The 11,974-nt window shown below is 65.8% G+C and carries 12 protein-coding genes, 1 tRNA gene and 3 pseudogenes; 2 read left to right on the forward strand and 14 right to left on the reverse strand.

The annotated features are described in order from the left end of the window. Window positions 1–107: 107 nt before the first annotated feature. The 3 genes and pseudogenes from WS62_RS36405 to WS62_RS14365 form a co-directional block, all read right to left on the reverse strand. A pseudogene (locus WS62_RS36405) lies at window positions 108–326 on the reverse strand (glycoside hydrolase family protein); the annotation flags it as partial. A gap of 46 nt (window positions 327–372) precedes the next feature. Continuing rightward, window positions 373–450, reverse strand: a pseudogene (locus WS62_RS36410) (DUF2280 domain-containing protein); the annotation flags it as partial. Between the two features lie 22 nt (window positions 451–472). Next, entirely contained in the window at window positions 473–1,084 is a 612-nt protein-coding gene (locus tag WS62_RS14365) for a putative metallopeptidase (protein ID WP_066571748.1), read from the reverse strand. Between the two features lie 894 nt (window positions 1,085–1,978). Between WS62_RS14365 and WS62_RS36415 the strand changes: the two genes are divergently transcribed. Beyond that, on the forward strand, window positions 1,979–2,212 hold the full coding sequence (locus tag WS62_RS36415; protein WP_156440986.1) for a hypothetical protein: 234 nt from the start codon (window positions 1,979–1,981) through the stop codon (window positions 2,210–2,212). 373 nt (window positions 2,213–2,585) lie between these two features. On the opposite strand, the pseudogene WS62_RS38805 reads toward WS62_RS36415, so the two are convergent. From WS62_RS38805 to WS62_RS14385, 5 genes and pseudogenes are all read right to left on the reverse strand, one after another. After that, window positions 2,586–3,178, reverse strand: a pseudogene (locus WS62_RS38805) (DNA-binding protein). Then, window positions 3,175–3,504: a hypothetical protein gene (locus tag WS62_RS14375; RefSeq protein WP_066571750.1), complete on the reverse strand. Its 330-nt coding sequence runs from the start codon at window positions 3,502–3,504 to the stop codon at window positions 3,175–3,177. The pseudogene WS62_RS38805 and the gene WS62_RS14375 overlap by 4 nt, the downstream one beginning before the upstream one ends. A gap of 9 nt (window positions 3,505–3,513) precedes the next feature. Beyond that, complete coding sequence (locus WS62_RS14380) at window positions 3,514–3,984, reverse strand: RusA family crossover junction endodeoxyribonuclease (RefSeq protein ID WP_066571753.1); 471 nt, start codon at window positions 3,982–3,984, stop codon at window positions 3,514–3,516. Beyond that, window positions 3,981–4,154 (reverse strand): hypothetical protein, encoded by a 174-nt coding sequence (locus WS62_RS36420; protein WP_156440987.1) that lies wholly within the window; start codon window positions 4,152–4,154, stop codon window positions 3,981–3,983. The genes WS62_RS14380 and WS62_RS36420 overlap by 4 nt, the downstream gene beginning before the upstream one ends. Further along, window positions 4,151–4,495, reverse strand: a complete 345-nt coding sequence (locus tag WS62_RS14385; RefSeq protein WP_231748295.1) for a hypothetical protein — start codon at window positions 4,493–4,495, stop codon at window positions 4,151–4,153. The genes WS62_RS36420 and WS62_RS14385 overlap by 4 nt, the downstream gene beginning before the upstream one ends. Before the next feature lie 222 nt (window positions 4,496–4,717). Between WS62_RS14385 and WS62_RS14390 the strand changes: the two genes are divergently transcribed. After that, window positions 4,718–5,725 (forward strand): tyrosine-type recombinase/integrase, encoded by a 1,008-nt coding sequence (locus WS62_RS14390; protein ID WP_066571757.1) that lies wholly within the window; start codon window positions 4,718–4,720, stop codon window positions 5,723–5,725. 78 nt (window positions 5,726–5,803) lie between these two features. On the opposite strand, the gene WS62_RS14395 is transcribed toward WS62_RS14390, so the two are convergent. The 6 genes from WS62_RS14395 to fdxH all read right to left on the reverse strand — a co-directional run bounded on the left by WS62_RS14395 (window position 5,804) and on the right by fdxH (window position 11,965). Further along, window positions 5,804–5,899 (reverse strand) — tRNA-Sec (locus WS62_RS14395). 64 nt (window positions 5,900–5,963) lie between these two features. Continuing rightward, window positions 5,964–7,886, reverse strand: a complete 1,923-nt coding sequence (gene selB, locus WS62_RS14400; protein ID WP_066571972.1) for a selenocysteine-specific translation elongation factor — start codon at window positions 7,884–7,886, stop codon at window positions 5,964–5,966. Then, window positions 7,883–9,325 (reverse strand): L-seryl-tRNA(Sec) selenium transferase, encoded by a 1,443-nt coding sequence (gene selA, locus WS62_RS14405; RefSeq protein ID WP_066571759.1) that lies wholly within the window; start codon window positions 9,323–9,325, stop codon window positions 7,883–7,885. The genes selB and selA overlap by 4 nt, the downstream gene beginning before the upstream one ends. Continuing rightward, the gene (gene fdhE / locus WS62_RS14410; protein WP_066571761.1) at window positions 9,322–10,281 is read right to left on the reverse strand and encodes a formate dehydrogenase accessory protein FdhE; all 960 of its coding nucleotides are present in this window, start codon (window positions 10,279–10,281) and stop codon (window positions 9,322–9,324) included. The genes selA and fdhE overlap by 4 nt, the downstream gene beginning before the upstream one ends. Before the next feature lie 146 nt (window positions 10,282–10,427). Next, window positions 10,428–11,054, reverse strand: a complete 627-nt coding sequence (locus tag WS62_RS14415; protein ID WP_066571763.1) for a formate dehydrogenase subunit gamma — start codon at window positions 11,052–11,054, stop codon at window positions 10,428–10,430. Next, window positions 11,051–11,965, reverse strand: a complete 915-nt coding sequence (gene fdxH, locus WS62_RS14420; RefSeq protein WP_066571766.1) for a formate dehydrogenase subunit beta — start codon at window positions 11,963–11,965, stop codon at window positions 11,051–11,053. The genes WS62_RS14415 and fdxH overlap by 4 nt, the downstream gene beginning before the upstream one ends. Between the last annotated feature and the right edge of the window lie 9 nt (window positions 11,966–11,974).

Genomic DNA, 11,974 nt, shown 5'->3' on the forward strand with positions numbered 1-11,974 from the left:
CGCGCGCTTGCTCGCGCGGAAGGTCGGCGACTCAGTGCGCGATTCGTGGTCCGGGTAAAAAACGTCCTCCGACAGCGTGCGGCGCGTCTCGTGAGTTTTCGCAGTCGTCATAGTCCGCGCTCGCACAGTGCACGCTCTTCGGCGCGCCGTTTCACCAGACCCGGCAGCACGCGGCCGCCGGCCGTCACCCACTGCGGCCGGCCGCTGTCCGCCTCATTCATCGCGCGGCACGCGCCCTTCCAGTCGCCGCCGTTGAAGCGCTTCGCCGTCGTGCTGCCGCAGTACGCGCCCGTGCCGACGTTGTAGGCGAAGCTCGTAGCGCTCGCACTGCTGCGGCGACACCTCGACGCCATACTCTTCGCGGACCGCCTTCGCGGTGCGCGAGATCGTGTCGAAGCACGCCAGCGACTGCACGATGAATAGCTTGATCGTTGCAGGAAGTGCAGCCATGACGGGAGACGTTCAGAAAAGGCTATGCGGCGCGCAGGATGCAAGTTCCGCAGGCGCGTGCGATGTCGACGTGGCCGACTTCGGGGGAGCGCTGAGCCGCGGCGACAAGCTTCGCCGTGTCGCCCGCGCCGCCGGCCACGCCGTAGCGCCGGACGATGCCGACGAATTCCTCGACGTCGTGCCCGCGGATGCCGAGCTTCGGCATGCCGTCCTTCGTGAAGGCCGGCGCGCCGAACGCGTCGGCGCGCTGCCCGATGTGATACAGCTCGTGCTCGACGAGCGCGCACCACTGCAGGTCGCTGCACTCGCGCGCGTAGTGCGCGTCGAGCGTGATCAAGAAGGCCGGCACGCGACCGAACCACTCGCAGAGCTGCTGCTCCTGGCGGGCGCGCTGCCAGCCGCCGGCGCGGATCATCACCTCTTCGCACTGGCCGACGACGCGGCGCATCTGGCGGACGTTCTCGACCACCGCCCAGAGGTAAGCGATGTCAGCGTCGATCAGGTGCTCGTGGTCCGAGTTGTGCAGCGGCGCGCCGGCGCGCAGAAACGTTTCGGCGATCCACTCGGCGACACCACCCGCGGGTGCGATGTGCCGGAACCAGTTCGATTCGTCGAACAAAAGGTCTGGCGGCATTGGCCGCCAAAGTGCGACCCCTGTTGAAATATCCGAACGCTTACGAGATGCCACTCGTCTTTCCTCGCCGCCGTTCGCCGCTTGCGTCGCATTCAGCTCGACACGGGCACCAGTTGACAACACACTATTGCTAAACCGTCAGCGCCACTTCGAATTCTTACAAATCAATACATCTAACAATTGACCACTCTTTCAAAGAACGTCAAAATCACACCTCATTGTTATTTTTTTACATACCTTTTTGAAAGAAAATCGTGCTAATTTGTTTTTACAAAAACACCTAGAAAATCTTAAACCTAACGTTTCGGGGGGAACAAAATGAATCGCGAAGCTATTGCCGCATCCGTTGTCATAGCGGCAACCATAATACCAAGAGTCGCATTACCCCAACCTGCAAATTGCTCTGGCAGCGCCTGCAATTCCATTACGATCTTTCCTGAACAACCGGGAATACAACCGGGAGCCTACGGTGTAGGTTTGACAAACAATAGCAATGCGCCCGTTTCCGGCTCCATATCTCTACTGTTCGCCGGCTGCCTCGGCCCAACAGGATATTCCGTGCCACCGCACGGTCACGTTCACTGGGGAAATCCCGGCTACTGCACCGTCACTGCAAACCTTCAAGCGTCACATTCTTCGCAACGGTCAGACTCACAACATCAACTTTCGCAACCGAGACAAAATTCACAACCCTCCGCAATCGCGGCTTCAGCGGCCCCATCGCAATCGAGTACACATCTTCCTCCAGATGTCTTACCCACAATGGCAAGCCAGTCGATGACCACGAGCCCCTCGACGTCTACAACAATAAGGGATGACTCGAGCAGTTCATCTCGGTGAGAGCATTTGCTTTTTAATTAAAACCCATCTTAATTGGCTAGCTAGGAGAGGGCTATGTCTCGTCACATCCCTACCACCTTCGCAATCGCAATTGCATTCATCTCCTTGTCGAGTTCATCCGGCGCGATGGACATCAACGATTGCTTAAATCAAGCGATACAGAAAGGAGCCCTGTGCAGAGGAAACGCGCAATCGAGCGACCCTGAATCGACGTCAGCAAAAGTTGATGCATGCAATCAAGCGGAAAACCGCGACGAGGCTTCGTGCCATAACGAGTACAACCAGTAGAGTCGGCAGATTCTGCAAAGAAACCACTACATGATCGGAGACCAAAATGGCGTATTACAAAAATGCAAACTATCTGTCCCAGGATCACGGCACCGAATTTGATACATTGCACGCGCCTGGAGCCGCAGTTCCCTTTTCGGGGAAATACCGATGCGAAGTGTGTGGAGGGAGCGCAGTATCGACCGTTGGGAATACATTGCCGCCCCAAGGACATCATCCGCATCCCGCGAACACGGGCCCCATTCTCTGGCGCCTCGTCGTAAAGGCCCATTGGAGGTAAGCAAAAAGCCCGCTCAAGGCGGGCTTCTGTCTCCGGACGCACGTATGACGTGTATCAAATATGGCGGATTATTGTGCATGCTCCGCAAAAAAGTCAAGCAACTTCGCTCGACCTCAACAATCCGATCTCGTCGAAGCGCCGTTCGATCACGGACCAAGCGAGCCCTTCGACTCCCCTCTCGCCCGTCTTCTTATCACCTTCGATCCAGAGCCGGACCGCCTTGTTGTGATTGCCCGCCGTGTTGCGATGCGCGTCGCAGTCCTCGGCGATCTGCGTGAGGTCGCACTTCACCCCGAACAGCCGCTCGACGATCGCCCGCCGCACGCGGTAATGCGAGAAGCCGGAGCAGTAGGCGGCAGACGTCTGCGTCAGCCACCAATCGCGGCCTTCCACTCGAGGTTCGGCGTCCGGCCGCTGCAGCACGCCGCGCCGCATGAGCACGGCAGATCGCGCGGCGCCGCGCGCGCAACGATCACGGACAGGTGCAGATCGGGCAGTTCCCAGAGATGCCGGCGAATCTGCCCGGCCTGCCCGGCGCCGTCCAGTCCGACCAGGCCCATGCCCGTGCCGATCGACTCGCCGCGCAGCCGTTTCGCCAGCATCGTCTCGCCGTACTGCTGCGACGAGTAGCAGAGCGCGAACCGCACGGCGTCGAACGCGGATTTGAACTCGACGACGTCGCTCATCGTGCACCCCGCGTCGTCATGGCCAGCGCCTGCACGCTCCCGAGCCAACCGGCGTACCCCGTGAGGTGGCTCGTGAAGTCCGGCCGGACCCGCGTGTCGACGTGCGCGTCCGGCGCGCGGCAGGTTCCGGCGATCGAGTACTCGCGGCCGCGGCGCGTGCTGTTCGAGTCGAGCCGCGCAAGCGCGACGTCGGTCGCCAGCAACTGCCGCACCGACGACAGCGGCGCCCCGATCTTCTCGGCGAGGCGGGCCGCCGTGTACCGGCTGCCCGGCCTCATGGTCTGCAATACCGCGTTGATGGTCAGCTTTCCGTTCTTGATTTTCAAGGCCCGCTCCTATGCTCGCTGCAAATTCAATTCGATCGCCTCGATGCGTACGCCGGGCACACGCGCGTAGCGCTTCGAGATCCAGAGGTCGACGACCTGGCCGTCGTCGGCGTACACGACCCCGTTCATGCCGTCTTTCAACGCCTTGACAACGTTGTCGGCGTCCGGCTTCTTCGTCGCGCCGATCGCGCCGGCGGCCGCGGCGTCCTGACGCTTCGCCGACCAGCTCGCTGGGATCGGCAGTCCGATGTTCACGATCAACCGGATCGGGCCTGCGTAGGGGGCGGCACTGCGCATTGCCGCGCGGGCGGCCATCTTCACGAGGTTCTCGTACCGCTCGGTCTTTTCCGGCGTGTAGGTCGAAACATGCGCGCCGCGGCGCGCGAACTTCGGGCGCCCTTTCGCAACCGGCGCGCCGGGAACGACGAATTCGACGCGCTGCGCGATTGGCGATGCCGCGATGAGGGACTGCTGGGTCATGCATGCACCTCGCGCGCGGGCTGTGCCGCCGTCTCGGCCGGTTTGTGCGCGTCGCAGTAGTCACGCCCCTTGTGCGTCCAGTGCGCTTTCACACGCGGGCCATGCGCCGCGCATTCGCAGCAGTAGCGATGACCGCCGGCCTGCTTCATCGCTTTCGTGATTCGCTTCATCGCCCTTCCCCCAGTAGTGCGCCGGCCGCGACAGGGCCGGCAGTGTTGCGAAATGCGCGGTTGTGCTCGTCCCACCACGGGCCGTCGCCGGCCGCTTCGAACACGCGCAGCTTGAAATCGAACGGAGGTTCATCGGTGCCTTGCTCGACGCCGAGCGTGCCGCCGTGGTCGACGATGCCGGTCCACGACCGCCACCAGTCGCCGACGGTGCGCGTCCCCGTCGCAGGCTTCGCGGTGCGCGCGGCGAGCAGATCGCCGAGGATCAGGTCGAGCAGGCCGAGGTTCAGCGGTTGCCCGCTGCCCTCGCGCTCACGGCGCTTACGCCCCGTAGCGATGGCCACTCGCAGGTCGTCGGCCGTCACGCCACGCCCTGGCCAGCTCGCCAACCGCGCGTCATCGGCGGCGAAGCCGACGCCCGACGAACGAAGGATTTCGACGAAAGCGGCGGCGGCGATCGGCGGCTCTTCCCCACCTCCCTGTGCTGTGCCGCCGCCGCTTGCTGTGTTTACATCTCCTTCTCCCTCTCTTGCGATCGGGGGGCGAATCGGGGGGCCATGCTGTAGGTGATCGGGGGGCGATCGGGTCGGGATCGCGGCGCGAAACCGCGTCGAGAGGAGCCGCTCGGCACTGATTTCGTTCTTGCGGTTCGGCGCTGGTCTGAAATTGAACAAACCGAACTACCAAAGGCGCTCGCGCCCACGATCAACGATGCGTTTGCGGCATACATCCGCGATGTGTTGCCCGGAAAAGCTCAAAGCAGCCAGCAGGCAAATCTCATCCAGATTGGCCTGCTGAGGGAGTTTTTCGACGGTGCCCCTCTTGACGAAATCGAGCCGATGCACGTCAAGCAATACATGCATTGGCGCCACAAGAAGGCGGTCGAGTGGTACGAATCGAAGAAGCGTCCTGCACCTCCCAACGCCGGCCGCGTACGCGCGAATCGGGACATTGAAGTCTTGAGCCATATGTTCAACTTCGCACGCGAAATCGGAATGACAAAGGCAGCAAATCCCTGCTTGGGAATCAAAAAATACAGCGAGTCGGGGCGCGATGTGTACGTGGAAGATGATCTGTTCCGAAAGGTCTACGACCATGCGGACCAGCCGACGCGCGACGCAATGGACCTCGCCTACCTGACGGGCCAGCGACCGCAGGATACTTTGTTGCATGACGAGCGCGATATCCGTGACAACTTCCTGCACATCGATCAGGGCAAGACCGGCAAGAAACTCAGAATGGAGGTGACGGGTGAGCTTATGGCCGTGATCAATCGCATCCGCGCTCGCAAGGCCGGATACAAGATTGTCAGCACCGCGCTAGTCGTCAACGAGAAAGGTGAACGAATGACGCTCGATACTCTTCAACGACGCTTCCGCGAAGCCCGAAGAAAAGCCGGCGTGCGCGACAACGAATTTCAATTTCGAGATCTGCGGGCGAAGGCTGGCACCGACAAGACGGACAGCACGGGCGATATTCGCCAAGCACAAAGGCAGCTCGGGCACACTTCGGTCGCAATGACGGAGCACTATGTTCGCAATCGCCGCGGCGACAAGGTGAAGCCGACGAAATGACGGAATTGCGGAAAAGAATGACATTTGCGGAAATGGATTGCTTCGAATTCCAATTGCGCAATTGGCCGCAAAGCCTTGTGGCGGAAGGCAGTCGGAGTCGAACCGACCTGGCGCGGGCTGACCGCACCAACTGGGTTTGAAGCCCAGCCGCACCACCGGATACGGATGCCTTCCTGCGAGAACGAGAGCGGAAACGGCGTGCGCCGTCCCGTCGAGAACCGTCGCGAACGATTGAGAACTATGGCGAGCCGAGCAGCCGGCTATCGGCGCGCAACCAGTGAAGATCGCGGTGGAAGCGAGTATACCCAACGCGATCGAAGAATTCGAGGATTTGAATCGCACGCTTGCGGCCAAGGCCCGTCGCGTCGCGAAACGTCGCCGCGTCGAGCGCACCGCCGTGCTCGTGCACGAGCTGCGCGATCAACCGTGCGAGCTCCGCGATCACGTCGCGATGGTAGAACAGGTCGCGCACGACCTGATGCACGTCGCCGCGCCGCGCGAGCTTGCGCAGCAGCGCGCGCACCGCATCTTCCGCGACGCCCGTCGCCGCCGCGAGATCGCGCACCCAAGGCGGATCGTAGCGCCCCGCCGCGACGAGCGGCAGCAAGCGTCCGGCCAGCGTCTCCTCGCTCGCATCGAAGCTCACCGCGTGCGACGGCAGATGCAGCCACGGCCCGCTGCGCTCGATCGCGCCTTCGGCAATCAACGCATCGGTCAGCGCGCGCCACAGCGCATCGTCCGCGAGCGGCGCCGCGATCCGGCGCAGCCGCGCGACATCGGGCCCCTGCTCGTCCGGCGCGCGCTGGTGGAACGTCGCGAGCGCGTCGAGCACGCGCGCGCGCAGCGCGTCCCAATGCCCGCGCGCGACGACGCGCGCGTCGTCCGCATGCTTGCCCGGCGCCGCGACGCTCACCGCATCGGCGGGCAGCGTCAGCGCGCCCGCCGGCAAGCCGGTCAGATGCATCAGCATCGCGCGCGTGACACCGAGCGGCGCTTCGTCGAGCAATGCGTCGAGCCGGCCTTCGTCGAGCCATGTCGCGAGCGCGTCGAGCCACGCGCGGCGCGCGCTCGTGCGCCGCTTGCGCGCCGGGCCGAACGGATCGAGCACGCGCCCGCCGCCCGCCGTGCGCGTCGCCTGCGCGTTGCGCACGATGAAGCGGTCGCCCGGCGCCGCGAACACCGGCTCCGTGAAATTCAACTGCGCGCGCGCACGCTGGCCGGGGCCGAGCGTATCGCCATCGAGCAGCGCGACGTGCGCGACCCGGTGCAGCGTGCCGAGATGCACGTGCAGCGGCGTCCAGTGAGAAATCGTCAGATCGGCATCCGCCGTCAGCATCAGCTCGACGTCGAGGCGCGGCGACAGCGTCGCGAGCCGCGCGTCGACGATCGTGTCGCCGCGCGCGAGCGCCGCCTTGTCGATGCCCGCGAGGTTCAGCGCGCAGCGCTCGCCCGCATGGCCGACGTCGGTCGCGCGGTTCTGCGCATGGATGCTGCGCACGCGCACGGATTCGCCCGTGCGCGCGACGGCGAGCGTATCGCCGACGCCCACGCGCCCCGCGAACGCGGTGCCCGTCACGACGGTGCCTTGCCCCGCGAGCGTGAACACGCGGTCGACGGCGAGCCGGAACAGGCCGTCGTCGCGCCGCGCGCGCCACGCGAGCGCGGTGTCGCGCAGATGCGCGTTCAGCGCGGCGACACCCGCGTCATCGGGCTCGGTCGCGCGCGTCTCGACGATCGGCGCATCGGCGAGCGGCGACGTCGCGAGCCACGCGCGGATCTCGTCGCGCACCTGCGCGATGCGCGCCGCGTCGACGCGATCGCATTTCGTCAGCGCGACTGCGCCGTGCGCGACGCCGAGCAATTGCAGGATCGCGAGATGCTCGCGCGTTTGCGGCATCACGCCGTCGTCGGCGGCGATCACGACGAGCGCGAAGTCGATCCCGCACGCGCCCGCCGCCATCGTATGAACGAGCTTCTCGTGGCCGGGCACGTCGATAAAGCCGAGCACGTCGCCGTTCGGCAGCGGCGTATACGCGTAGCCGAGCTCGATCGAGATGCCGCGCGCCTTCTCTTCCTTCAGCCGATCGGTGTCGACGCCCGTCAGCGCGCGCACGAGCGTCGTCTTCCCGTGATCGATGTGGCCCGCGGTTCCGACGATCATGCGTGCGTATCCGTCGACGCTTGCGCGCATTGCGCGACGAACGCGGCCTCATCGTCCGCTTCGAGGCAGCGCAGGTCGAGCCGCAGCGCATCGTCCGCGATGCGGCCGAGCACCGGGCGCGGCCAGCCGCGCAGGCGTTTCTCGAGTTGCGCGAGCGCGCGGCCGCTGCGCTTGCCGTCGGCCGCGCGCACGACGAGGCCGCAGCTCGGCAGTTGATCGACGGGCAGCGCGCCGCTGCCGATCTGGCTGAACATCGGCTCGACGTCGACCACGAACGCCGCGCCGACCGCGCGTTGCAGCACCGGGCGCACGCGCCCGGCCGCCGCCGCGATGTCCGCTTGCGGACGCGTCAAGAGCCGCAGCGTCGTCAGCCGCTCGCGCAGGAATTCGGGCGCCTGGTACAGGCGCAGCACCGGCTCGAGCGCCGCGAGCGTCAGCTTGCCGACGCGCAGCGCGCGCTTGAGCGGATGCCGCTTGATCTTCCCGATCAGGTCGCGCCGGCCGACGATCAGGCCCGCCTGCGGGCCGCCGAGCAGCTTGTCGCCGCTGAACGTGACGAGATCGGCGCCCGCTTCGACCGTCTCGCGCACCGTCGTCTCCTTCGGCAGCCCCCAGCGCGTCAGGTCGACGAGCGTGCCGCTGCCGAGATCGACGGCCACGGGCAGCCCGCGCTCGCGCGCGAGCGGCGCGAGCTCCTGCAATGTCACTTCCTTCGTGAAGCCGCTGATTGCGTAGTTGCTGCAATGCACCTTCATCAGGAGCGCGGTGCGCGGCCCGATCGCTTCTGCGTAGTCCTTCAGATGCGTGCGGTTCGTCGTGCCGACCTCGCGCAGCTTCGCGCCCGCGCGACTCATGATGTCGGGGATGCGGAACGCGCCGCCGATCTCGACGAGCTCGCCGCGCGATACGATCACTTCCTGCTTCGGCGCGAGCGCGGACAGCGCGAGCAGCACCGCGGCCGCGTTGTTGTTGACGACGGTCGCCGCCTCCGCGCCCGTCAGCTCGCACATGAGTTCGTCGATCAGATCGTCGCGATCGCCGCGGCGGCCGGTCGCGAGATCGAATTCGAGATTCATCGGCCGCGTGAGCGCCTGCACGACCGCGCGCACCGCCTCGTCCGGCAGCAGCGCGCGGCCGAGATTCGTGTGCAGCACGGTGCCCGTCAGGTTGAACACCGCGCGCATCGCGCCCGCCGCGTCGGCCGCGAGCCGCGCGCGCACGTCGGCAGCGATCCGCGCGTCGTCGAGCGTCTCGGCCGCGGCCGGATCGCGCCGCGCGGCGTCGCGCCACGCGTCGAGCGACGCGCGCACCGCGGCGAGCGCGCGCGTGCGCCCGTACGCGTCGACGAGCGGCTTCATCTCGTCCGACGACAGCACGCGCTCGACCGACGGCACGCGCGCCAGCAGCACGTTCAGCTCGTTCGCGCCGGGTTCGCTCACGTCCGGTCGTCTCCTGCGGCTTCGGCCGGCAGATCCGGCCACAGCAGCGGATTCGGCGACGCGCGCCGGTAGCCCGCCTCGCCCATCAGCAGATCGAGCGTGAGGCTCGCGAGATCGTCCGCGAGCGGCTCGACGTCGTAATCCTTGTCCTGATAGCCGATCTTGCGATACGTATGGCACTCGTCGCACGATTCGGCCTTGATCGCTTCGCTGCCGCCTTCGATCCCGTGATATGCGATGCCCTTCGTCGAATCGCAGTGCGAGCACTTCGTGCGGACCATGTGCCACTCGGTCGAGCACAGCCCGCACTGGAGGAAGCGGTAGCCCTGATACTGGCCGCCGACGCGCACGATGCTCGCGACCGGCAGCGCGCCGCACACGGGGCACAGGCCGGGCTGCTCAAGATACGGAACGTCGGCGGGCGAGATGCGGCTCGCAAGCGCGGTCCACACGATCTGCAGCGCGGCCATCAGGAACGGCGCCGACGCCGGCTCGATTTCGGCGAAGCGCTGCGCGAGCAGCGCGTCGGCCTGCGCGTCGAGCTCGGCGCCCGCGCGCAGCCGCAGCCCGTCGATCAGCTTCGCGAGCGGCGGATTCACGAGGCCCGCGCTTTCGATGCGGTCGAGCAGGCCTTGCAGCACGTCGCGCCAGCGCGGGTCGCGCTCGCCGCCGAGCGCCGGCGCGAGCGGCATCGAATGGCGCTGCGCCTGCTCGATCGATTCATTCGCGGGCGCGCTCGCGCCGAATGTCTGCAGCAATTCGTGCTGCGCGTCGGCGACGACCGCCATCAGCCGCAAATAGCCGGCGATCGGGTTCAGGTCGGCGAGCTTGCGCAGCCGCGCGGCGCGCGCGGCGAACACAATGCCGCGCTCGGGCATCCGCACGCGCGGAATGGCCGATTGATCGAGCGACGCGATTTCGCTCGGTTCGAGAATACGTCGGGTTGCGTCAGTCACGTGAGTGCCCTAAAAAAACAAGCGCCGAATCGTCGGCGCTTTTTGTTCCGTCTGCCGCTCGCCCGCCCGCCGGCCGCGTGGACGGCCCGGCGGGCGGCGCGAGGCGCGGACCGTCCGCGCGCTGCGTCGGCATGTGCGATGCGTCGTTACTTCACGCTCTCGCGAAACCACTTCGGATGGTGCTTTCTCGCCCAGCCGACGGTCACGGTGCCGCGCACCATCGCGCCGATCGAACCCTTCACCCACAGCGCCGCGTACACGTGCACGACGATGCCGACGATCAGCACGAGCGCCGCGACCGCATGCACGACGGCCGCCGCGCGAATCACGCCGATCGGGAAGTAGAACGAGAAATAACGCCGCCAGATCACGATCCCGGAGACGAGCAGCAACAGCAGACACGCCACCATCGCGAAGAATAGCAGCTTCTGCCCCGCGTTATAGCGGCCGACTTCCGGCAGCTTGTCCTCGCGGTTCGCGAGCACGTCGTCGATCTGCGCGAGCCACTGGCGGTCGCCCGCGTCGAGCACGTTGTGGTGCCAGTAGCGCACGACCATCACCGCGAACGACACGAACATCACGAGGCCGACGAACGGATGCAGGATCCGCGTCCACTGCCCGCCGCCGAACAGCGCCGTCATCCAGAACATCGACGGATGAAACAGCGCGAGCCCGGACAGCGCGAGCAGCACGAACGAGATCGCGGTGATCCAGTGGTTCGAGCGCTCGTTCGCCGTGTAGCGGACGATCAGGTTGGGGTCGTCATGCTTCATTTCGCGTCCTCCTTGATGCGTCGCGCTTCGTCGCGGGCGGCGGCCTCGTCGTCTTCCGTCACTTCGTTCGGGCCGACGCGCGTGTAGTGGAAGAAGCCGGCGAGCGCGGACAATGCGATGCCCGCGACCGCGAGCGGCTTCGCGATGCCCTTCCACAGCTTCACCATCGGGCTGATCGACGGGTTGTCGGGCAGGCCGTGATACAGCGACGGCTTGTCCGCATGGTGCAGCACGTACATCACGTGCGTGCCGCCGACGCCGGCCGGGTCGTACAGCCCCGCGTGCTCGAAGCCGCGCCCCTTCAGATCGGCGACGCGCTCGGCCGCGTGCTGCTTCATGTCGTCCTTCGTGCCGAACACGATCGCGCCCGTCGGGCAGGTCTTCACGCATGCGGGCTCCTGGCCGACCGCGACGCGATCGGAGCACAGCGTGCACTTGTACGCGCGATTGTCCTTCTTCGAGATCCGCGGGATGTTGAACGGGCAGCCGGTCACGCAGTAGCCGCAGCCGATGCAGTTCTCCTCGTGGAAATCGACGATCCCGTTGTTGTACTGAACGATCGCGCCCGGCGACGGACACGCCTTCAGGCAGCCCGGGTCCTCGCAGTGCATGCAGCCGTCCTTGCGGATCAGCCATTCGAGGTCGCCCGCCGGGTTCTCGTATTCGGAGAAGCGCATCACCGTCCACGAGTGCTCGGTCAGGTCGGCCGGGTTGTCGTACACGCCGACGTTCGTGCCGACTTCGTCGCGCAAATCGTTCCACTCCATGCAGGCCGTCTGACACGCCTTGCAGCCGATGCACTTCGATACGTCGATCAGCTTCGCGACGCCGCCCGTCGACGGCTCGCGCGCGGTGGGCGGCGGCGTCGTGGTGGCGGAGACGCGCTTGATATCCAGCGATTGCAATGCCATCTCTTCCCC

Source organism: Burkholderia sp. ABCPW 14, from assembly GCF_001523835.1.
GTDB lineage: Bacteria > Pseudomonadota > Gammaproteobacteria > Burkholderiales > Burkholderiaceae > Burkholderia > Burkholderia mayonis.